The organism is Phaeobacter sp. JH204B (assembly GCF_048055755.1).
Taxonomy (GTDB): Bacteria; Pseudomonadota; Alphaproteobacteria; order Rhodobacterales; family Rhodobacteraceae; genus Phaeobacter; species Phaeobacter bryozoorum.
In genome coordinates this window covers 149877-171435 of record NZ_JAYMXF010000012.1, presented here as the reverse complement: position 1 = coordinate 171435, position 21559 = coordinate 149877, and the positions used below count along the sequence as shown (strand labels likewise).

Here is a 21559-nt window from a genome sequence, read left to right as displayed (position 1 = left end):
ACGGCCCTGTCAGACCGTGCTAGTCGCGAGGGCGGATGTTATATCCGCCCACAGGTCCTCGGCCTCCTCCAGCCCGAGGTTCAGCCGAACGAGGTTCGGCGAAACTCCAAAACGTTGCATCGAGTTCTCTTCGCCGATCTGCGCAAGCCCGACGCGGGCCGGCAGGATCAGGCTTTCAAATCCACCCCAGCTGACGCCCAGCCGGAAATGGGTCAGCGCGTTGGCAAATGCCGGGATATCCACGCTGTCATCAAATTCGACCGACATCAGACCGGACCGCCCGGTGAGACCCGGCACGTCGTTTGGGCCCGGAGAATGCACCCGGCGCACCTGCGGCAAGGCCGAAAGACGGTCGATAAAGAGCGTCGCCGTGGCCTCGTGCTGGCGCATCCGCACCGCCAGCGTGCGCAGGCCTCGGGTCAGCAGAAACGCCTCGAACGGCGCCAGCTTGCCACCCAGCAACGGCAACGTGAGATCACGGATCCGGTCGATATTCGCCTGCGAAGACACCACCACGCCCGCCACGGTATCGGAATGGCCGGAGATATATTTCGATGCTGAATGCAAAACGATATCAATGCCTTGGGTCAGGGGTTTTTGAAACACAGGGCTGGCCCAGGAATTGTCGATCATCGTCAGCACGCCATGCCGTTTTGCATGGGCTGCAACCTTCATGAGGTTCAGAGGCTGGAACACCACCGAGCTGGGGCTTTCCAGATAGGCCAGCCGCACGCCCTTGAGCAGGTCCGGCTCCTCTTCCAGCTGCCTCGGCGCGTAATAGTCGATTTCAACCCCAAAGGGCCGCAACAGCCGTTCCATGAAACGATAGCTGTCGGGGTAGACATGTTCGACGCAGGCAATCCTGTCACCCGGTTTCACAAAGGCAAGAAGCGTCGAGGAAATCGCCGCCATCCCGGAGGCAAATCCGCAGGCCGCCTCGCCCTGCTCGGCCTTGGCCATCAACCCCTCAAAAGCCGCCACCGTCGGGTTCTGGACCCTTGTGTATATCGCCGTATCGCTGCGCCCGGCCATGCGATCTTCAAACGCTTCGTAGCTGTCAAAACTGAACAGCGATGTCTGTACGATCGGCGGGGTGATCGCGCCGTTGCGATCCTCCAGAACAGCCGCCATCAACGTGGCCAGGCCCAAGTCCTCAGTCATCATGTCCCTCCACCATCGCCTGCATCGACTCGCGGATCTCCGCTTCGACCATGTCGAGAATGCGCTCCATCACTTTCATCGCCTCCTCCTCATTGCCCGCGACCACCGCTTCGGCCAGCGGCAGGTGCAGCGGGATCGAGGATTCCCCCAGATGCGGCTTGCCGAATGGCGCTTCGTAAACCTCGTTGAACCCATGCTGGATCTGCTGGATCAGCTGACCGAACAACGGGTTGCCGCAGGCCTCCTGCAGGGCTTCGTGAAACCGGTAATCGGAGGCGCGCCAGTCCTCTCCGGCACCGTGAATCGCGATCAGCTCGGTCACACGGCCCATGATGATACGGGCGCTTTGCGGGGTGATGTTGCGGGTTGCCAGGCGGACGGTTTCCAGTTCCAGCGGGCGCCGAACCGCATGGGTTCGCATAAGGCTCTCGGCCTCCAGCTTGACTATCACCGGCAGATGGATGGCATTTGACACCACCTCCGTCGCCAGTCGCGTCCCGGCCTTCTTGTTGCGGGTCACGATGCCCATGTTCTGCCAGGCGGTCAGCGCCTCGCGCACCTTGGACCGGCCTACGCCCAGCTGACGGGCGATCTCCACTTCTGGCGGCAGGCGATCGCCCACACCCAGCCCGTCAGCCTCAATCATGCGGATCAGTGCTTCAAGGACATCCCGGCTAGTGCTGCGCGCCGGAAGCGGCGCCATGTGATGGGCTGTCTGGTTCGGATCACGCGCTGCCATGCTGTGCCTTTCATGCGATCTGGCGCTGGCCAGACCCGGTTCCTGTCACAGCATGGCAATAATGTCGGACATTATCAACAGTATTGTCGGACATTATATAAACGCGCATATTCAACGCGTTATAAAGACATGCTAAGGCACCACGCAGAGATCGGAGCCGGATCGGAACAGACGCTCTTGCAAATCAACCGGCCCCTGCTGACGTCGATTCGATCCATCTGCCGCGCCGAATACGGCCCGAATAAACCACCCGGGCACCTGCCGCACATTGGGCCAAAACCGCTTGCACCGGAAATGAGTTCCAATCACTCTGCGAAAATCCTGGCGAGGATTTGTCTGCGCCAAGTGGTCCCGTCAGATGTCCCAAGCCGGTATGGGCCCGCCAGATTTGAGACCTCAGTTTCTACCGTAAAAAGGATTTCGCGTGCCCGTAACCAGCCCTCACCCGACCCGTCCGTCTTCCCGGTTCCAGCTGCGCACGCCATGGCGCGCGGTTGCGGCGATGTTTGTGCTGAACGGCGCCCTGTTTGGGATCTGGGCGTCGCGCATCCCGGCCGTCGCCGACAGCCACGGGCTGACGCCCGGCGCGCTGGGGTTGCTGCTGTTGCTAATGGCTGCAGGCGCGATCCTCTCCTTCCCGCTTGCCGGACGGGCGGCAGATCGGATGGGGGCCGCCCATGTCACCCGTCGGGTGGCGCTGGCCTATGTCCTCGGGCTGGTGCTGCTGGCGCTGGCGCCGAGCCTGCCGCTGCTGGCGGCCGCGCTCTTTGTCTTTGGTGCCGCCCATGGCAGCATGGACGTAGCGATGAACGCATGGGCAAGCGAGGTGGAGAAACGTGCCGGACGGCCGATGATGTCGTCCTTTCACGCGATGTTTAGCCTTGGGGCCGGGCTTGGTGCGCTGTCTGGCTACGGCGCGGCCTCCGTCGGGGCAGAAATCCCGCTGCATTTCCTGCTCGCCGGGGGGATCGCAGCGCTTCTGACGCTCTCGGTCGCTCAGATCCCCTGGACTGCCGACCCCGCCCCCAAGAATCCGATGACAAAACCATCGCTTCTGCCCCGTGGACCGCTGGTTGCGGTGGGATTTGTCGCCTTTTGCGGGGCCGTTGGCGAAGGCGCGATGGCCGACTGGAGCGCGATCTTTCTGGTGCTGACGACGGGCGCCAGCGAAGCGGATGCCGCGCTTGGATTTGCCGTTTTCTCGGTCGCTATGGTGGCAATGCGGCTGATCGGCGATCTTGTGGTTGCGCGGCTTGGGGCCGTCAGCGCCGCGCGCATGGCCGGTGCCAGCGCCTGTCTTGGCGCATTGATCGCGGTGGTGTTTGGCAGCTACGCTGCTGCCATGATTGGCTTTGCCCTGATGGGTATCGGCTATGCGCTGGTCATGCCGCTCGCCTTCAGCCGCGCGGCCAGTGATCCCGAACTGCCCGCAGGCGCTGCCATCGCCAGTGTCGCGACATTCGGCTACGGCGGCATTCTGATCGGTCCACCCATGATCGGCATTACCGCCGAGTTGCTGTCGCTGCCTGCCGCCTTTGTGATCCTTGCAGCGCTTTCAGCGTTTATCGTTATATTTTCAAGGGTTCTAAAACGCAGCTAAACCAAGCTCCGGACCCAAAAAGAAGAAGGGAGGCGCTGTGGCCTCCCCCTCCCAGGTGCACGGATCAGGTGGTTCTTGTTACCGCCCGAGGTTGTTGCCTGTGTCCCGATCCGTGTCGGGGTGAGCGCACCCACCCCGGGTTTCCGACCAGCGCGACAGCATCGCCGCGACGGTCACAGTCCAATTCCATCAGCACTCAGCTACAGCCAGAGGTGCCGCCGCAGGTGTTGCATTTCATGCAGGTGCCATTGCGCACCAGCGTGTAATTTCCGCAATCGCCGCAGGCCTCGCCCTCGTAGCCCTGCATCTTGGCCTTGGTGCGGGCATCCATGCCGCCGGACGCGGCAGGCGCAACGGCTGATGTCTCAGGCACCAGCGACTGCAAGGCAGCGACCGGATCGCCCCCGATATTGGCCAGCAGCTCGGTCTGTCCGCCCTGCAATACGACCAGTTCCTGCGGCAGACGCTTACGCAGATAGCCGGTGGAGGAAATCTGTTTCAGCACCTCCAGCGACCGCGTCGCAGCGGTTTCGCTCAGTTCCGAGAGATTGGAGACACCCTCTTCCTCGCCCCGGCCCAGATCGTCAAAGCTGGCGCCTTCCGGTTTGACATGAGCCAGATCGGTCCGATCGAGATAGCTGACCGCCAGCTCACGGAACACATAGTCCAGAATGGAGGTCGCATTCTTGATCGAGTCATTGCCCTGCACCATGCCCGCGGGCTCAAACTTGGTGAAGGTGAAGGCGTCGACAAACTCCTCCAGCGGCACGCCATATTGCAGGCCAACCGATACCGCGATGGCGAAATTGTTCATCATCGCCCGGAAACCGGCACCTTCCTTGTGCATGTCGATGAAGATCTCGCCAAGGTTGCCATCCTCATATTCGCCGGTGCGCAGGTACACTTTATGGCCCCCAACCACCGCCTTCTGGGTATAGCCCTTGCGGCGCTGAGGCATCTTGGTGCGATGCGATTTCACGATTTCCTTGATGACCACCTTCTCGACGATCTTCTCGGCAAGGGTGATGGCCTTTTCCTGCTGCGACCCGCTTTCGAGAATTTCGGCCGCCTCATCGTCGTCCTCAACCAGTGCCGCCGCCAGCGGCTGGCTCAGCTTGGAGCCGTCACGGTACAGCGCATTGGCCTTCACCCCCAGCGACCAGCTGAGTTCATAGGCCTTCTGGCAATCCTCAATGGTGGCGTCATTGGGCATGTTGATGGTCTTGGAGATTGCACCGGAGATAAAGCTCTGGGCTGCGGCCATCATCAGGATATGGCTATCAACCCCCAGATAACGCTTGCCTTTCTTGCCACAAGGATTGGCGCAATCAAAGATGTGATAGTGCTCTTCCTTCAGATGCGGCGCACCTTCCAGCGTCATGGATCCGCAGACATGGTCATTCGCCGCCTCGATATCGCGCTTGCTGAAGCCCAGATGGCGCAGCAGGTCAAAGGTCGGATCGTTCAGCTTAGTCGTCGGGATGCCCAGAACACCGGTGCAGAAATCCTCGCCCAGCGTCCACTGATTGAACACAAAGCGGATATCAAAGGCCGACTCCAGCGCCGCATCGACCTTCGCAAGCTCATTGGGGCCAAAGCCGTGACCGGCCAGCGAGGTGTGATTGATTCCCGGCGCATTGCCGATGGTGCCATGGCCCACGGCATAGGAGACGATCTCTTCGATCTGGGCCGGGGAATAGCCCAGCCCCTCCAGCGCGGCGGGGACCGAGCGGTTGATGATCTTGAAATAACCGCCGCCGGCCAGCTTCTTGAACTTCACCAGCGCAAAGTCCGGCTCGATCCCGGTGGTGTCGCAATCCATGACCAGGCCAATGGTGCCGGTTGGGGCCACCACGGTGGCCTGCGCATTGCGGAACCCGTGACGTTCGCCCAGCTCCAGCGCCTCGTCCCAGCTGCTCATCGCCAGTTCCGCCAGACGCGGGTCCGGGCAGTTGGCACTGTCAAGCGGCACCGGCTTCACGGCCAAGCCTTCGTAGCCGTCGACCGCGCCGTGCGCGGCTGCGCGATGGTTGCGGATCACCCGCAGCATGTCGCTTGCGTTCTGCTCGTAGCGGGCAAACGGCCCCAGCTCGGAGGCCATCTCGGCGGAGGTGGCATAGGACACGCCGGTCATGATCGCGGTCAGCGCACCGCAAAGCGCGCGCCCTTCGGCGCTGTCATAGCCGTAGCCCATGTTCATCAGCAGGCCGCCGATATTGGCATAGCCAAGACCCAGCGTGCGGAAATCATAGGAACGCTGCGCGATTTCCTTGGACGGGAACTGCGCCATCATCACCGAGATTTCCAGCGTCACCGTCCACAGACGGCAGGCGTGCATGTAATCCTCGGCCTGGAACACCCCGTCCTTGAGGAAGGTCAGCAGGTTCAGCGACGCGAGATTACAGGCGGTATCGTCCAGGAACATATATTCCGAACAAGGGTTTGAGCCGCGAATCTCACCGTCGGAGGGGCATGTGTGCCACTCGTTCACTGTGTCGTGGAACTGGATGCCCGGATCGGCGCAGGCCCAGGCCGCATGACCGACCTTTTCCCACAGATCCCGTGCCTTCACGGTTTTGGCGACCTTGCCATCGACCCGGTTGATCAGCTGCCAGTCGGCGTCCTTCTTCACCGCATGAAGGAAGGCGTTGGTGACCCGGATCGAGTTGTTGGAGTTCTGACCGGAAACCGAGTTATAGGCGTCGCTGTCCCAGTCGGTGTCATAGGTCGGGAATTCAATCGAGGTATGCCCCTGCTTGGCATAGTCCAGCACGCGCTTCACATAGGTCTCGGGGATGGCGACCTTCTTGGCTTCGCGGATTGCCTTTTTCAGCCCATCGTTGACGGCCGGATCATAGGCGTCAGCCTCGGCCCCGTCCCAGCTGCGAATGGCCTCGAAGAGACCGTTCAGCATCTTCTCGTGCATCTTGGAGCCTGCGACGATGGAGGCCACCTTCTGCTCTTCGATCACTTTCCAGTCGATGAACTGTTCGATATCCGGGTGATCTGCATCGACGATCACCATTTTTGCGGCGCGACGGGTGGTGCCACCGGATTTGATCGCCCCGGCTGCCCGGTCACCGATCTTGAGGAAGCCCATCAGGCCAGAGGATTTGCCACCGCCGGACAGCGGTTCGCCTTCGCCGCGCAGATGGCTGAAATTGGTGCCGGTGCCGGAGCCATATTTGAACAACCGCGCCTCACGAACCCAAAGATCCATGATGCCGCCGTCCTGCACCAGATCGTCAGAGACCGACTGGATAAAGCAGGCATGGGGCTGCGGGTGCTCATAGGCGCTGTCAGATTTGGTCAGCTGGCCGGTTTTGTAATCGACATAATGGTGACCCTGTGCTGGGCCGTCGATGCCATAGGCCCAATGCAGACCGGTGTTGAACCACTGCGGGCTGTTCGGCGCGGCGCGTTGGGTCGCCAGCATATAGCGCATCTCGTCGAAATAGGCGCGCGCGTCTTCCTCGGTTGAGAAATAGCCGCCTTTCCAGCCCCAGTAGCACCAGGCGCCGGCCAGACGGTCGAACACCTGTTTGGAGGAGGTCTCGCCGCCAAATTCCACATCATCACCGGCCGGAACCGAGCGCCATAGGAACTCGGGCACGCCTTTTTCACGGAGCTTTTTCAGTTTGCTCGGGACGCCGGCTTTACGGAAATATTTCTGCGCAATCACATCGCTGGCGACCTGGCTCCAGCCCGCCGGAACCTCGACGCCCTCAAGACGGAACACAATGGTGCCGTCTGGATTGCGGATCTCCGACGTTGCAGGGACAAAGTCCAGATCGGCATATGCGTCCTGCCCAGATTTTGTAAATTTCCGTTCAATCTTCATGCCATCTGCCTCTTTTTTGCAGTCCCACTGTCACAAATCACGCCTTTTGGCCGACGCGTCTCTTCTCGTTCTTCGCCGCAAAACACCCTGCTGCGCACCTCACATAAGATGCGTGCCAGGGCCGAGGCCCCATATCCGCCAGCGCTAAATGCTTTGCTTGGTCTGGTGTAGCACCGGGTGAAATCCACCATATTTTGTGCTGCATCATCCGACGTACACAATTTGACGTATTCAGGCATATGGGGTCAACGGCATTTTTAGGCTTTCGTAACCATCTTTTTCGTTGACGATAGCTTAATGGTCTGCGGTCGATCACGAAGCTGCGATTCAGAGTTGATCACTTTACCTGGCACGGTCCCAAGAGCCCCATCCATCCCACGCGATAAATCCCCTTGCGGAGAGGGGCTTGCCGCATGTCACGCCGCATCAACGGCAGCAGCGAACTCTTCTGAAACAGAAATCACTCAACCAGGCCGAGGGTTGAAAAAATGAAATACACGCCCACCAGATAGAAGGCGTGCCGAGGTGTTTTTTTTCCCTGTTGGCACGAAGCGTAAAAGGAAATCGACGCCAACGCGCGTCAGTTGGTTAAGCAACCCTTAACAGACATAGCGAGACGCCCGATTTGGTCATAATTTGGAAACCAGTCCGAATCTCCTCAGCGAGCCCTCGCCGACTGAACAGCGCCCCTGCCCGTCCGCGGATGACGGATCTGCGCCCCCATCGGATCGGTCAGCTGGAACGCGAAACGCCGACAGCCCTGTGACAGGCATGTCGGCGTCTACGTCACATCCAGATGGATGAAATGGTCGGGGCGGCGAGATTCGAACTCACGACCCCCTGTACCCAAAACAGGTGCGCTACCAGACTGCGCCACGCCCCGGACCGTGCGCCTTCCTAGCGTTGCCGATCTGATTTGAAAAGCCCTAACAGGGCCAAATTGCGCCTGTCGTTGAAAAAACTTCATGGCGCAGCTGGGTGCCGACTGAAATCCCATAAAGCGCGGCAAGACCGCCGTTGATTTCCAGCACGGCATAGACGTTGTCACCACCCGGGATCGGCGTCAGGTCCCCGGGAATGGCGCGATGGTGAATATGGCGCACCGTGCCGCTGCTGTCGACAAACAGCATGTCCAGCGGAATGAGCGTATTCTTCATCCAGAAGCTGGCGCGCTGCGGCGCCTCATAGACAAACAACATGCCATTGCCACGCGCCATATGGGGCCGGTGCATCAACCCCTGCGCGCGTGTTTCTATGGTATCGGCGATTTCTACAGAGAACTGCGCCTGCCCCCAGGGGCCGCGCAGGCTGACCAGATCAGGGCGGCAGGCCTCTTCGGCCTGCACCGCCCCGGCCGCCACAATCGCAGCGACCGACATAATAGAGAGAGCGGCGGCTCTGGCTCCTGTTGTCATCCTGTCTGACAATCGGGTCCAGGCGTGCCGCATCACCTTAGTCCTGCTTTTCCAGAAGCGCCGCTTCCCAGGCCAGCACCTCGACCGCCATGCGGCCGCGTTTGCCGTCGATCACCCGCATCCCAAGCGCCTCGCCCGGTTGCAGTTCCGACAGACCCGACTGGCGCAGAACCTCGACATGAAGAAACACGTCTTCGTCGCGGCCAAACACATTGGCAAAACCAAAGCCCTTGCCTTTGTCGAACCATTTCACCCGCGCAGGTACCAGTGGCTCGGCGCTCAGCGTCTCGGCATCAATCTCCGCGAAATCGCTCAGAACTGGACTGTCGTCGCGAACCGGCGGCGTGATCGACAAAACCTCCACCGCCTGGACGCCGCGTTCGGTGCGATGCGTTACCAGCTCAACCTCGGCCCCGTCGGCGATGGAGCTCTGACCGAAGTTACGCAACACATTCACGTGCAGCAGGATGTCCGGTCCGCCCTCATCGGAGACGACAAAGCCGAAACCTTTGGTTGGATCGAACCATTTCACCAGCCCGCGTATTTGCTGCAAACTGCTCAAGTCTTCTGCCACTGCTGTAGTCCACCGTATTCTTCAGTTTTTAACCAGTAGGTGATGCTCTATTCTCGGTTCTGAGTTCAAGCCAAAAACGGACACCAATATCACAATTCTGCTATTTTCCGATAGTGACCTAAGGGCACAACCGCTCCACCGTCCAAAGCGCTTCGGGTGTTTCGCGCCGCCAGACAAAGCGATCATGCAGACGAAACGCGCCATCGGCCCAGAACTCGATCTCAAGCGGCGTCAGGCGGTAACCGCCCCAGAACGGCGGGCGCTCGGGATTTGACCCTTTGGTGGCTGTGACCTTGGCCACCTCCGCCATCAGAGCACCCCGGCTCGACAAGGGGCGCGACTGCGCCGAGGCCCAGGCCCCCAGCCGGCTCTTGAGGGACCGGGATTTGTAATAGGCATCGGCCTGCGGGCCGTTCTCGCGACTGATGATCCCGCGCGCGCGCACTTGGCGTCGCAGCGATTTCCAATGCATGACAAACGCCGCCTTGCCAGCGCCATCCAGCTCCTGCGCCTTGGTGCTTTCGTAATTGGTATAAAAGACAAAGGCCGCGTCCTCGATCTCTTTCAGCAGGACCATCCGGCAATTGGGCAACCCATCGGCATCCACCGTCGACAATGCAATCGCATTGGGATCGTTGATCTCGCTCTCTTCCGCCTCGCTCAGCCAGCTACGCGCGATGGCAAAGGGATCCTCCCCCGCAAAGATACCGCTGCGATCGGACATGGCGCACCTCTTGGACTGTTATTATATGGGTCTGGCTGGCGCGACAATGCGCATGGCTGACAGCAACCTAGGCCGAGACAGGGCAAACGACAAGAGACAGCGCTCTTGAAGCGCCTCGCCTGACAGACTAAACGTCTTCTAATTCGAATATCACAGGCGGAGAACCTGCATGTCTAGTCAACTGATGGCCGGCAAACGTGGCCTCATCATGGGCCTTGCCAATGATAAATCCATCGCGTGGGGCATTGCCAAAGCCTGCGCCGACGCCGGCGCCGAGCTTGCGTTTTCCTACCAGGGCGATGCCCTGAAGAAACGCGTCGACCCGCTGGCGGCGCAGCTTGGCAGCGATATCGTCCTGCCCTGCGATGTGGCTGATGAGGGCTCCGTTGATGCGCTGTTTGCAGCGCTGGAAGAAAAATGGGGCAAACTGGACTTTCTGGTGCATGCCATCGGCTTTTCCGACAAGAACGAGCTGCGCGGTCGCTATGTCGACACCACCCGTGGCAACTTTCAGATGACCATGGATATCTCGGTCTACTCCTTCACATCGGTGATGCAGCGCGCCGAGAAGATGATGTCCGAGGGCGGCAGCGCGGTCACACTGACCTATTACGGCGCCGAACAGGTGATGCCACATTATAATGTCATGGGTGTCGCCAAGGCCGCGCTCGAAGCATCGGTCAAATACCTTGCCGAAGATCTGGGCAAGGACGGCATCCGTGTCAATGCGATCTCTGCCGGACCGATCAAGACGCTGGCCGCCTCGGGCATTGGTGATTTCCGCTACATCATGAAATGGAACGAATATAATTCGCCGCTGCGCCGCAACGTGACCATTGATGACGTGGGCAAATCCGCGCTTTATCTGCTGTCGGATCTGTCCTCCGGCGTGACCGGCGAGAATCTGCACGTGGATGCCGGCTATCACGTCGTCGGGATGAAGGCGGTTGACGCCCCTGACATCGATGCGGCAACCGGGCGCAAATAAACACGGGTCCAGCAGATGCTGCGCGCATCTGCACCACAGAGAATGACACAGCAGGCGCGCGGCCCACGCGCGCCTCTTCCAATGACAGGGACCCACCATGACACTCGCAGCTTTTACCGCTTCCGTCCTCCTGTGCCTGATGGCCGCCATCAGCCCCGGCCCCGCCGTTCTGATGGCTGCGCGCGTCGGCCTGGCCCATGGCTGGCGCAGTGGTCTGGCGCTGGCGATTGGCATCGGTGCGGGTGCGGTGTTCTGGGCCTCCGCAGCGCTCTTCGGGCTGAACCTGCTGTTTGACTATGCCCCCTTCCTGCTGACCCTGCTGAAAATCGGCGGCGCCATGTTCCTGATCTACATGGCCTGGAACATGTGGCGCCATGCCAGTGAACCGATGTCGCAGGACAGTGACGCACAATTGCCGCAGACTGCTTTTGCGGCCTTCCGTCTTGGGATCTTCACCCAGCTGGCCAACCCCAAGCCGGCCGCCTTTTTCGGCGCCGTTTTTGTCGGCACCGTTCCCGAAGGCAGCAGCAGCCTGGCCCTTGCCGCGCTGCTCACCTGCATCTTTCTGGGTGAAGTCACTTGGAACACCCTCGTGGCCCGTATCTTCTCCTTTGAGAAAACGCGCCGCGGGTATATCAATCTGAAACATGTGATCGACCGGGTCTTTGGTGGTCTGCTGGCCGCCCTCGGCGTCAAGATCGCCGCCCTCTGAGGGCAGATGCACGATCCCGGACGCCAGACCCTAACAGGAGCATCAAAAACATGACCGATCGTCTGCCTCATGAAAAAGGCTTTCATATTTCCTGGGACCAGCTGCACCGCGACAGCCGCGCACTGGCGTGGCGTCTGGACGGGCAAGGCCCCGACGAAGGCGCCTGGCGTGCCGTTGTCGCCATCACCCGTGGCGGCATGGCTCCGGCCATGATCGTCAGCCGCGAACTGGATATCCGCATCGTCGACACGATCGGGGTGAAATCCTATCATCATCAGGATCAGGGACAGGCGGAGGTGCTGAAAGCCCCCGACGCCGAACTGATGGGCAACGGTGAAGGCGTGCTGATCATCGACGATCTGGTCGACAGCGGCAAAACTCTGGAACTGGTGCGCCAGATGTATCCCAAGGCGCATTTTGCCACCGTCTATGCCAAACCCAAAGGTCGGCCGATGGTCGATACCTTCATCACCGAGGTGAGCCAGGACACCTGGATCTTCTTCCCCTGGGATATGGCGCTGCAATATGTCGAACCCTATCGCGGGACCGACTGATCATCGACTGACGGACCACCAACCGTCACACGACGCATGGAAAGACGCACCTTAGGGGGCGTCTTTTTTCGTTTCCGCGCCGGGGATCTGCTGGGATTTTTCCGGCGCAGGTCAAACCCCCTTGCAAAACCGGCGCAGTTGCGGCGGAGTGGCCAAAGCGCGCCATGGCTCTGGCCGGTGACGCGCCGACGCAAGACAGGACACCCGATGCCACAGGCCCGATTTCCCCACGCCCGCACCAAAGACACCTTTGTCTCGCCCATCGTCGATTCCCGGCGCTGGTTGGAGGGGCTGACCCTGCCTGCTGACATGCCGCTCCTCAATCTCAGTCAGGCGGCGCCTGCGGACCCGCCCCCCGAGGGGCTGCGCTGCGCCATCGCCGAGGCCGCCCTTGGCGACGACAGCAGCCACCTTTACGGGGCGGTACTGGGCCGGGACAGCCTGCGCGCCGCGCTCGCCGCAAAAATGGGCCGCCACTATGCGGCCGACCTCACGGCGGGTGATGTCGCCATCACCTCCGGCTGCAATCAGGCCTTTGCCGCGACCATCGCGGCGCTTTGTGGTGAGGGTGATCAGGTCATTCTCCCGACCCCCTGGTATTTCAATCACAAAATGTGGCTCGACATGCAGGGGGTCGAAACCTGCCCGCTGCCGGTCGGCGCAGCCATGCTGCCCTGCCCGGATGCCGCTGCAATGCTGATCACCGACCGGACCCGCGCCATCGTTCTGGTCACACCGAACAATCCCTGCGGGGTCGAATATCCCGGCGGTCTGGTACAGCGGTTCTATGATCTTGCCCGTGCCCACGGTCTTGCCCTGATCGTGGATGAGACCTACCGCGACTTTGACAGCCGGGATGGCCCACCCCATGGGCTGTTTCAGGATCCCGGCTGGTCCGACACGCTGATCCACCTCTATTCTTTCTCCAAGGCCTATCGGCTCACCGGGCACCGGCTGGGTGCCGTGGCCGCGCATCGCGATCACCTGCAGGAGATGGAGAAGTTCCTCGACACCGTCACCATATGCCCGGCACAGCTTGGTCAGGTCGGCGCGCTCTGGGGGCTGGAAAACCTCGACGACTGGCTCGCCGCAGAGCGTCAGGAACTGCTGCGCCGCCGCGCTGCCATCGAGTCCGGGTTTGCGCCGCTGGCGGCGCGTGGCTGGCAGCTGCTCGGTTGTGGCGCCTATTTCGCCTATGTGGCCCACCCGTTTGACCAGCACAGCGACCCGCTGGCCCGGCGTCTGGTAAAAGAGGCAGGTATCCTGATGCTACCCGGCAGCATGTTCACGCCCAAGGGTGATCCATTGGGCGCGCAGCAATTCCGTATTGCCTTTGCCAATGTCGACACATCCGGCATCCGGACCCTGTTCGACCGGCTGGCAAACTGGGCCCCGTGAGCTGAGGCCTCCGCAATCTCACCCTCTCACCCGCTCTGAACGCAGGCACAGATCAGTCGTCCCTTGCCCCTTTCAAGGTGGCAGCGTATTCAGAGCCTCGACATTTCAGCATTCCCGGCTGCCCCGTGCAGTCCGGCGACCGGCAATACGAGGACATCATGGCTGCAGGCATGAAAAAACTATCAAATACATTTGTCTGGATCCTGATGGGGATGCTGATCATCGGCCTCGCCGGCTTTGGTGCGGTCAATTTCACCGGATCGGTGAACTCGGTTGCGGTGGTCGGAGATCAGGAGGTCTCGGTCGATGACTACGCCCGCGAATTGCAGCGCGAACAGCGCGCGCTGGAGGCCCAGACCGGCCAGCGCATTCCTATCGCGCAGATGACAGCGCTTGGTCTTGATCGCGTGGTACTGGGACGGTTGATCGCCATCGCCGCACTCGATCAGGAAAGCAGCAATCTGGGCCTGTCTATCGGCGATCAGAACCTGTTCGACGAAATCAGCCGGATCCCGGCGTTTCAGGACGGCAGCGGCGCTTTCAACCGCGACACCTATCAATATGCGCTGGACAATATCGGCCTGAGCGAAGCCGCCTTCGAGGCCGACCTGCGTCGCGAATCCGCCCGCACCCTGGTGCAGGGTGCCATCATGGCAGGCACCGAAATGCCCGACACGCTGCGCGACACGCTCACCAGCTATGTCGGTGCCCGTCGCAGCTTTGACTGGCTGCCAGTCAGCCCCGACAGCATCGCCCTGACGGCCGTCGACCCCAGCGAAGAAGAGCTGCGCAGCTTCTATGAGGCGCATATCGACCGCTTCACCCTGCCCCGCACCAAGGTCATCACCTACGCCGCCCTGCGCCCCGATGCGCTGGTTGACGAAATCGAGATCGACGCCGCCGCGCTGGAACAGCTGTTCAACGAGCGCAGCGATGAATATCAGGTGCCCGAGCGCCGTCTGGTGGAACGTCTGGTCTTTGCCAACACCGAAGCGGCCACCAGCGCCAAGGCGCAGCTCGACATCAATGGCAGCACGTTTGAAGCATTGGTCGCCGATCGTGGTCTCAGCCTGCAGGACGTGGATCTGGGCGATGTGACCATGGGCGACCTCGGCGGCGCCGGACAGGACGTCTTTGCCGCGCAGGTCGGCGATGTGGTTGGCCCGCTCGACAGCGATCTCGGCCCGGCCCTGTTCCGCGTCAATGGCCGTCTTGAGGCACGCCTGACCAGCCTTGATGATGTCAAGGACGAGCTGCGCGCCGAGCTGGCAACCGACCGCGCCCGCCGCCTGATCGAAACCCGCGCCGAGGACATCAACGACATGCTCGCCGGTGGTGCCACGCTGGAAGAGCTGGTCAACGAACCCGGCATGGAGCTGGGCAAGATCGACTGGCACAACGGCAGCACCGATGGCATCGCCGCCTATGACGGGTTCCGCACCGCCGCTGCCGCTGTCAGCACCGAAGATTTCCCCGAGGTCGACTTCCTCGAAGATGGCAGCCTCTTTGCCATCCGCCTGGATGAACAGCTTGAGCCACGCCCCGAACCCTTTGCAGAAGCTCAGGACAAACTGCGCGCCGCGTGGCAGGAGCAGCGCCTTCAGGATGCCACCGTCGCCGAAGCCAAGCGTCTGGCAGACCTGCTGAAGAGCGGCGATGCGCTGCCCGAGGGCGTTGAGCTTACATCCGAAACCGGCCTCACCCGCGCCGCCTATATCGAAGCAGCCCCGCAGTCGCTGATGGCCCGAGTCTTTGATCTGGCCGAAGGCGAGGTCGCCGTGGTCAGCGATGAAAGTGCTACTGTTGTGGTGCGCCTCACCGAAACCCTGCCGGTGGCCGACACGCCGGAGATGGCTGCGCTGGCCGAGGCGATGGGCACCCAGCTGGATCAGGCGCTTGCTCAGGCCCTGTTCGAAGCCTTCGTGCAGGACGCCCAGACCCGCGCCGCGCCGCGCATCGACCCGCAGGCGCTCAATGCCGTGCAGGCCAACTTCCAGTAATCAAGGCAGATCCAGATGGCCCTGACCCCCGATTTCGAGACCTTTGCCAAAGCCTATGAGGCCGGTGAAAACCAGGTTGTCTACACCCGGCTTGCCGCCGACCTCGACACGCCGGTGTCGCTGATGCTGAAGCTGACAGGCGCCCAGAAAGACGCCTTCATGCTGGAGTCCGTCACCGGCGGTGAGGTACGCGGGCGCTATTCGATCATCGGCATGAAACCGGATCTGGTCTGGCGTTGCCACGGGGAGCGCTCGGCCCTGAACCGCTCGGCGCGGTTTGATGCAGATGATTTCACTGCTCAGGACGGCAACCCGATGGACAATCTGCGGGCGCTGATCGCCGAAAGCAGGATCGACCTGCCCGATGATCTGCCGCAGGCGGCGGCCGGTCTTTTTGGCTATCTCGGCTATGACATGATCCGGCTGGTCGAACATCTGCCGAACGTGAACCCTGATCCGCTTGGCCTCCCCGATGCGCTGATGCTGCGCCCCTCGGTGATCGCCGTGCTCGACGGGGTCAAGGGCGAGGTCACAGTGGTCTCCCCCGCATGGGCCAGCGAAGGCCAGTCGGCCAAGGCCGCCTATGCCCAGGCTGCCGAGCGGGTGATGGACGCGGTGCGCGATCTGGAACGTGCCATGCCCGCCGAAAGCCGCGACCTTGGCGACGCCGACGAGGTTGCGCCCCCGGTGAGTAATTTCACCAAAGAAGGCTATATGGCCGCGGTGGAGAAGGCCAAGGACTACATCCGCGCCGGTGACATCTTCCAGGTGGTGCCGGCACAGCGCTGGACACAGGCCTTCCCGCAGCCGCCTTTCGCGCTTTACCGCTCCCTGCGCCGCACCAACCCCTCGCCCTTCATGTTCTACTTCAACTTCGGCGGCTTCCAGGTGGTCGGTGCCAGCCCCGAAATCCTGGTGCGCGTCTTCGGGCAGGAGGTCACCATCCGGCCGATCGCAGGCACCCGCCCGCGCGGCGCCACGCCCGAGGAAGACAAGGCGCTGGAACTGGATCTACTGGCCGACAAGAAAGAGCTGGCAGAGCACCTGATGCTGCTGGACCTCGGGCGCAACGACACCGGCCGGGTGGCGAAGATCGGCACCGTGCGCCCCACCGAAAAATTCATCATCGAACGCTACAGCCACGTGATGCACATCGTCTCCAACGTCGTGGGCGAGCTGGCAAAGGACAAGGACGCGCTGGATGCCTTCTTTGCCGGCATGCCTGCTGGCACCGTCTCCGGCGCGCCAAAGGTGCGCGCGATGGAAATCATCGACGAACTGGAGCCGGAAAAACGCGGCATCTACGGCGGCGGTGTTGGCTATTTCTCGGCCGGCGGCGACATGGACATGTGCATCGCGCTGCGCACCGCCATCGTCAAGGATCAGACCCTCTATATCCAGGCCGGCGGCGGCGTTGTCTATGACAGCGACCCGGAGGCGGAATATATGGAGACCGTCCATAAATCCAACGCGATCCGCCGTGCCGCCGCAGATGCGGCCCGCTTTACCGGCAACGGCAACGGCTAGCCCCGGACAGAACCGCAGCCCCCGAGAGGCTGCGCGCCCGGCATCTCATGCGCGCGGCATCTCGACCGCCTGTCATCTTTCCCAAAATACTCTCGCCGAAGGCAAAAAAGGCGTCCCTCGTTCAGAGGGGCGCCTTTTTCACGCGGGCTCGCCGATCACTCGGCCTGCACCTGCGCCCGCAGCGAGGCCGACACCGGCGCCAGCGCCACCCGGTTGGCACGATCCTGAAGCCCCCAGATCAACAGCGCCGAAATCGTATCCGGCTGTACCCGACCCAGCATGATCACCGCACCTTCCTGCCCGGCGCGGAAGGCTGCCTGATCCAGGAACCGGCGAATGGCCCGGGGATCCTGTCCGGCGCCATCGAAATCACGGAAGACCACACCGGCCGGCACCCCCTCACGCAGCGCCAGTTTCTGCACGGTATTCAGACCGGCATCCTGCGTCACCATCCCGTAGCCCATCGCGCCAAGCGCCGTGGCCATCTGATCGGCCAGCGGGCGGTTGCCCTGAAACCCGGTCTCGACCCCTTCCAGCACGGCGACAGCCTCCGGCAGGGTCTCCAGCCAGACCTGCAAGGCTGTTTCGGCATCCTGTGGCCCCGCATCGCGCGGCAGATCCGCCACCACCATGACCTCGAAACCAGCCGCGCGATGGCGGGCCATCTTGGCTGCGGCCTCGGGATCTTCGGGATCCAGCGCAAAGGTCAGCGGATAGGGGAAATCCTGCAAGGCTTCGGCGCCAATGGCCTTCGCATCGTCAATCAGGACAATCGACATCAGCGCGCGCCCGTCCTCCGGGGTAAAGGGCTGGGCATTCTGCTCAAACGGCACCCCGGCGGATGGCGTCGCAATCTGGCTGCCAGCGGCAGGGGCCTTGGCGTCATCGCGTTCGGTCAGCGGGCGCACCGGCGTGCCGATCTGCGGACGGCCAGCACTCTCAGAGGCTGAAGCGGATGGTTCCGGCGCGGAATTCGTGGTCGGCAGATCCGCAATCCGCCGCGTCGCTGGCGCCGTCGATGCTGCTGACCCGGTTCCGGCATTTTCTGGCTGGCCGACGCTTTCTGGCTGCGAAGGCTTGGCCTGGGCATCACTGGCCGCTGGCTGCGTGCCCACCTGCGCTGGTCCGGCGCGGCCGGGCGCCGGCAGCACAGGTGTCGGTGTCGGCCCGGGGGCTGCCCCAAGCGCCGGACCTGACGCCCCGCCCGTGGCTGGGCTGCTCAGCACCGGATCACCGGTTGTAATATTCGGCACCGGCAGACGGCTGGCGGCTGCGCTGCCGCTTGGCTCCTCGTCGCTGGGTGCAGCTGTTGCCGCGGTTCGGCTGTCGCCACCCGGATTGGCCTCAGTGCCCTGATCCGGGGTGGAGGCCAGCCGGGCTGGGGCTTCGCTTGCTGCCGCAGGCACCGGCGGCTGCGCCGGATCCGACACCACGACAAGCCTCTGCTCCTGGCTGGGCGCATTGGGGGCCGGCAGGGCCTCAACTGGGGTAACAGGCGCATCGCGCCCGACATCAATGGCAGGCGCGCCGACACCGCCCGGAGCAGCACGGGTGCCGCTCACCAGTTCGGTGCCAACCTCAGGACGTTCCGCCGGACCCGTATCGGCATCGGCCAGCGCCGCCAGATCATCGCCCACGACCTGCGGATCCAATGCAGCGGGCGGCGCCTCCACCAGATCTGGATCGGTGCCGCCACCGTCAACCGGCGTTTCCGCCGCCGGAGCCTGCACGACACTGCGCGCCGGTTCAGCCACGCTGACCTCGACCGATTTGGGCAACGGCACCGACAGCGACCACACCACGGCGCCGCCTGCGGCCACCAAGGCCCCGAAACTCACGCCTCCAAGAAACCCTCGCATCTCTGTCCTGCCTCTCGTTGCCTTCTGGAACCGGTCGCATTCTGTCGGTCAAGCCGCCCCAACACCCCGTGGCCCGATTGGCCTGGCCGCTGCTGGTGATGTGCACTTGACGCTGCCGCGCAACCCTGAACATGTATGTCGCGACCACTATACTGCGGCGCGGCCCCGGCCCGCCAGCCCTTAAACGAGCCCCGCGACTATGCTGCTGCTGATCGACAACTACGACTCCTTTACCTACAACCTCGTGCATTATCTGGGCGAATTGGGCGCTGATGTGCAGGTCCATCGCAATGATGCGCTGAACGTACAGGATGCGATGGCGATGAACCCCGCCGGCATCCTGTTGTCGCCGGGACCCTGCGACCCCGATCAGGCCGGTATTTGCCTGGCCCTGACCGAAGCCGCCGCCGAGACCAGGACCCCGCTGATGGGCGTCTGCCTTGGCCACCAAACCATCGGTCAGGCCTTTGGCGGCAAGGTCGTACGCTGCCAGGACATCGTTCACGGCAAGATGGGCACCATGCACCACAACAACACCGGACTATTTGCCGGTCTGCCCTCCCCCTTTGAGGCGACACGCTATCATTCGCTGGTGGTGGAGCGCGACAGCCTGCCGGACAGTCTGGAGATCACCGCAGAGCTGGAAGATGGCACCATCATGGGGCTACAGCACAAGACTCTGCCGATCCACGGCGTCCAGTTCCACCCGGAATCCATCGCCTCCGAACACGGCCATGCGCTGCTCAAGAATTTCCTCGACGTGATGAAGGTGCCCGCATGAGCAATCAGATGAAGCCGCTGATCGACGCCGCTGCGGATCGCCCTCTCAGCCGGGCCGAAGCAGAGGCCGCCTTTACCCATCTGTTCGAAGGCAATGCCACGCCCAGCCAGATGGGCGGCCTGCTGATGGCCTTGCGCACCCGTGGCGAGACGGTCGATGAATACGCCGCCGCCGCCGCCGTCATGCGCGCCAAATGCAATCCCGTGGTGGCACCTGCGGGCGCGATGGACATTGTCGGCACCGGCGGTGACGGCAAGGGAACGCTCAATATCTCCACCGCCACCGCCTTTGTCGTCGCCGGTGCCGGAACCGTTGTCGCGAAACATGGCAATCGCAACCTGTCGTCAAAATCCGGCGCTGCGGATGCGCTTGGCCAGATGGGCATCAATGTCATGGTCGGCCCGAAAGTGGCCGAACAGGCGCTGCGCGAAGCAGGCATCTGCTTCATGATGGCGCCGATGCATCATCCGGCCATCGCCCATGTCATGCCCACCCGGCAGGAGCTGGGCACGCGCACGATCTTTAACATTCTCGGCCCGCTTACCAACCCGGCCGGTGTCAAACGCCAGCTCACCGGCGCCTTCAGCCGCGATCTGATCCGCCCGATGGCCGAAACCCTCGGGCAGCTGGGATCCGAACAGGCCTGGCTGGTGCACGGCTCCGACGGCACCGATGAGCTGACCATCACCGGCGTCAGCTGGGTTGCGGCACTGAACCCAGGTGGCAATGTCACCGAAATGGAGATCCACCCCGAGGACGCAGGCCTGCCGGTTCATCCGTTTGAGGCAATCGTCGGCGGCACACCCGAAGACAACGCAAAGGCGTTTGAGGCGCTGTTATCAGGCGAAGCATCCGCCTACCGGGACGCGGTGTTGTTGAACTCTGCCGCCGCCCTGCTGGTGGCAGGCGCTGCGGATGATCTCAGAACCGGCGTCGAGATGGCGCGCAGCAGCATCGACAGCGGCGCCGCACGGGGCAAGATTGAAGCCGTCGCGCGGATCACCACAGCAGCTGCTGACAGCAAATGACCCCAGACCTCCCCGTTCCGGGTGGCTGGGGTGACCTGCCGTTTTTTGCCAATGATTATGCAAGCATCGCCAAGGCGGTGGCGGATGATCCACGTCAGATCCTGCCGCCCGTGGCGCAGCGGCTGGCGGCGCTGGAACTGACGCCGCCCGACCGCACCCGCGTTGTCATCCTCGGTCAGGATCCCTATCCGACGCCGGGTCATGCTCATGGTCTGGCCTTCTCGGTGGAGCCGGATGTCCGCCCCTTACCGCGCTCCTTGAGTAATATTTTCAAGGAGTTAAGTGCTGACCTTGGTGTCGAGAAACCCAATGGCGACCTGCGCGGATGGGCCCGTCAGGGTGTCTTGCTGCTCAATACCGTGCTCAGCGTGCCCGCAGGTGAGGCCAACGGCCACAAGCATCTGGGCTGGCAGGCGCTGGCCGATCAGGTGCTGGCCCGGAGCAGTCAGCGCCCGACGGCCTACATATTATGGGGTAAACAGGCCCAAGGGCTTGAAAAACATATTCAACCGGGCGATCACCTTATTCTGAGGACGGCCCATCCTTCACCCCTCTCGGCGCGCCGCGGCTTTTTCGGATCGCGCCCGTTTTCGGCGGTGAACAGCTGGCTGGCCCAACGCGGGCAGCCGCAGATTGATTGGAACGCGTGACCGGAGGC

General features: G+C 62.3%; 17 protein-coding genes and 1 tRNA gene. 10 read left to right on the top strand and 8 right to left on the bottom strand.

Going from position 1 to position 21559, the window contains the following annotated elements:
* Window positions 1-9: 9 nt before the first annotated feature.
* The gene (locus tag VXL81_RS08095) at window positions 10-1161 is read right to left on the bottom strand and encodes an aminotransferase class I/II-fold pyridoxal phosphate-dependent enzyme (protein ID WP_340545677.1); all 1152 of its coding nucleotides are present in this window, start codon (window positions 1159-1161) and stop codon (window positions 10-12) included.
* Complete coding sequence (locus VXL81_RS08090; RefSeq protein WP_416553706.1) at window positions 1154-1900, bottom strand: FadR/GntR family transcriptional regulator; 747 nt, start codon at window positions 1898-1900, stop codon at window positions 1154-1156. Before VXL81_RS08090 ends, VXL81_RS08095 begins: the two co-directional genes overlap by 8 nt.
* Before the next feature lie 424 nt (window positions 1901-2324).
* On the opposite strand from VXL81_RS08090, the gene VXL81_RS08085 reads away from it, so the two are divergent.
* Window positions 2325-3500 (top strand): MFS transporter, encoded by a 1176-nt coding sequence (locus tag VXL81_RS08085; RefSeq protein ID WP_416553704.1) that lies wholly within the window; start codon window positions 2325-2327, stop codon window positions 3498-3500.
* 196 nt (window positions 3501-3696) lie between these two features.
* On the opposite strand, the gene VXL81_RS08080 is transcribed toward VXL81_RS08085, so the two are convergent.
* The 5 genes from VXL81_RS08080 to pdxH all read right to left on the bottom strand — a co-directional run bounded on the left by VXL81_RS08080 (window position 3697) and on the right by pdxH (window position 10054).
* Window positions 3697-7341, bottom strand: coding sequence for a vitamin B12-dependent ribonucleotide reductase (locus VXL81_RS08080; RefSeq protein ID WP_340545680.1), 3645 nt, complete (start codon window positions 7339-7341; stop codon window positions 3697-3699).
* Window positions 7342-8147: 806 nt separating this feature from the next.
* Window positions 8148-8224, bottom strand: a tRNA-Pro gene (locus VXL81_RS08075).
* 43 nt (window positions 8225-8267) lie between these two features.
* Entirely contained in the window at window positions 8268-8789 is a 522-nt protein-coding gene (locus VXL81_RS08070) for a DUF192 domain-containing protein (protein ID WP_416541677.1), read from the bottom strand.
* Between the two features lie 4 nt (window positions 8790-8793).
* The gene (locus VXL81_RS08065; protein ID WP_340545682.1) at window positions 8794-9330 is read right to left on the bottom strand and encodes a cold-shock protein; all 537 of its coding nucleotides are present in this window, start codon (window positions 9328-9330) and stop codon (window positions 8794-8796) included.
* Between the two features lie 118 nt (window positions 9331-9448).
* Window positions 9449-10054: a pyridoxamine 5'-phosphate oxidase gene (gene pdxH / locus VXL81_RS08060; RefSeq protein ID WP_416553702.1), complete on the bottom strand. Its 606-nt coding sequence runs from the start codon at window positions 10052-10054 to the stop codon at window positions 9449-9451.
* Between the two features lie 169 nt (window positions 10055-10223).
* Here pdxH and fabI point away from each other — a divergent pair, with 169 nt between their 5' ends.
* From fabI to trpE, 6 genes are all read left to right on the top strand, one after another.
* Window positions 10224-11042: an enoyl-ACP reductase FabI gene (gene fabI, locus VXL81_RS08055; protein ID WP_340545684.1), complete on the top strand. Its 819-nt coding sequence runs from the start codon at window positions 10224-10226 to the stop codon at window positions 11040-11042.
* Between the two features lie 97 nt (window positions 11043-11139).
* The gene (locus VXL81_RS08050) at window positions 11140-11754 is read left to right on the top strand and encodes a LysE family translocator (protein WP_340545685.1); all 615 of its coding nucleotides are present in this window, start codon (window positions 11140-11142) and stop codon (window positions 11752-11754) included.
* A gap of 50 nt (window positions 11755-11804) precedes the next feature.
* Window positions 11805-12308, top strand: a complete 504-nt coding sequence (gene gpt, locus VXL81_RS08045; RefSeq protein WP_340545686.1) for a xanthine phosphoribosyltransferase — start codon at window positions 11805-11807, stop codon at window positions 12306-12308.
* A gap of 207 nt (window positions 12309-12515) precedes the next feature.
* On the top strand, window positions 12516-13706 hold the full coding sequence (locus tag VXL81_RS08040) for an aminotransferase (protein WP_416553700.1): 1191 nt from the start codon (window positions 12516-12518) through the stop codon (window positions 13704-13706).
* Between the two features lie 158 nt (window positions 13707-13864).
* On the top strand, window positions 13865-15706 hold the full coding sequence (locus tag VXL81_RS08035; RefSeq protein ID WP_416553698.1) for a SurA N-terminal domain-containing protein: 1842 nt from the start codon (window positions 13865-13867) through the stop codon (window positions 15704-15706).
* A 15-nt stretch (window positions 15707-15721) separates the two neighbouring features.
* Window positions 15722-17233, top strand: coding sequence for an anthranilate synthase component I (trpE, locus tag VXL81_RS08030; RefSeq protein WP_416553696.1), 1512 nt, complete (start codon window positions 15722-15724; stop codon window positions 17231-17233).
* A 155-nt stretch (window positions 17234-17388) separates the two neighbouring features.
* On the opposite strand, the gene VXL81_RS08025 is transcribed toward trpE, so the two are convergent.
* Window positions 17389-19092, bottom strand: coding sequence for a divergent polysaccharide deacetylase family protein (locus VXL81_RS08025; protein ID WP_416553694.1), 1704 nt, complete (start codon window positions 19090-19092; stop codon window positions 17389-17391).
* A 199-nt stretch (window positions 19093-19291) separates the two neighbouring features.
* Here VXL81_RS08025 and VXL81_RS08020 point away from each other — a divergent pair, with 199 nt between their 5' ends.
* The 3 genes from VXL81_RS08020 to VXL81_RS08010 are packed head-to-tail and all read left to right on the top strand — an operon-like array spanning window position 19292 to window position 21551.
* Entirely contained in the window at window positions 19292-19873 is a 582-nt protein-coding gene (locus tag VXL81_RS08020; protein ID WP_340545691.1) for an anthranilate synthase component II, read from the top strand.
* Window positions 19870-20901 (top strand): anthranilate phosphoribosyltransferase, encoded by a 1032-nt coding sequence (trpD, locus tag VXL81_RS08015; RefSeq protein ID WP_340545692.1) that lies wholly within the window; start codon window positions 19870-19872, stop codon window positions 20899-20901. Before VXL81_RS08020 ends, trpD begins: the two co-directional genes overlap by 4 nt.
* Window positions 20898-21551: a uracil-DNA glycosylase gene (locus VXL81_RS08010; RefSeq protein WP_416553692.1), complete on the top strand. Its 654-nt coding sequence runs from the start codon at window positions 20898-20900 to the stop codon at window positions 21549-21551. The genes trpD and VXL81_RS08010 overlap by 4 nt, the downstream gene beginning before the upstream one ends.
* The last annotated feature ends 8 nt before the right edge of the window (window positions 21552-21559 follow it).

Bases quoted from the DNA above. Each gene is read 5' to 3' on its own strand.
- VXL81_RS08070 (WP_416541677.1), bottom strand. From the start codon at position 8,789: ATGCGGCACGCCTGGACCCGATTGTCAGACAGGATGACAACAGGAGCC.
- fabI (WP_340545684.1), top strand. From the start codon at position 10,224: ATGTCTAGTCAACTGATGGCCGGCAAACGTGGCCTCATCATGGGCCTT.
- VXL81_RS08080 (WP_340545680.1), bottom strand. From the start codon at position 7,341: ATGAAGATTGAACGGAAATTTACAAAATCTGGGCAGGACGCATATGCC.
- VXL81_RS08035 (WP_416553698.1), top strand. From the start codon at position 13,865: ATGGCTGCAGGCATGAAAAAACTATCAAATACATTTGTCTGGATCCTG.
- VXL81_RS08020 (WP_340545691.1), top strand. From the start codon at position 19,292: ATGCTGCTGCTGATCGACAACTACGACTCCTTTACCTACAACCTCGTG.
- trpD (WP_340545692.1), top strand. From the start codon at position 19,870: ATGAGCAATCAGATGAAGCCGCTGATCGACGCCGCTGCGGATCGCCCT.
- VXL81_RS08010 (WP_416553692.1), top strand. From the start codon at position 20,898: ATGACCCCAGACCTCCCCGTTCCGGGTGGCTGGGGTGACCTGCCGTTT.
- pdxH (WP_416553702.1), bottom strand. From the start codon at position 10,054: ATGTCCGATCGCAGCGGTATCTTTGCGGGGGAGGATCCCTTTGCCATC.
- VXL81_RS08095 (WP_340545677.1), bottom strand. From the start codon at position 1,161: ATGACTGAGGACTTGGGCCTGGCCACGTTGATGGCGGCTGTTCTGGAG.
- VXL81_RS08025 (WP_416553694.1), bottom strand. From the start codon at position 19,092: ATGCGAGGGTTTCTTGGAGGCGTGAGTTTCGGGGCCTTGGTGGCCGCA.
- VXL81_RS08050 (WP_340545685.1), top strand. From the start codon at position 11,140: ATGACACTCGCAGCTTTTACCGCTTCCGTCCTCCTGTGCCTGATGGCC.
- VXL81_RS08040 (WP_416553700.1), top strand. From the start codon at position 12,516: ATGCCACAGGCCCGATTTCCCCACGCCCGCACCAAAGACACCTTTGTC.
- trpE (WP_416553696.1), top strand. From the start codon at position 15,722: ATGGCCCTGACCCCCGATTTCGAGACCTTTGCCAAAGCCTATGAGGCC.
- gpt (WP_340545686.1), top strand. From the start codon at position 11,805: ATGACCGATCGTCTGCCTCATGAAAAAGGCTTTCATATTTCCTGGGAC.
- VXL81_RS08090 (WP_416553706.1), bottom strand. From the start codon at position 1,900: ATGGCAGCGCGTGATCCGAACCAGACAGCCCATCACATGGCGCCGCTT.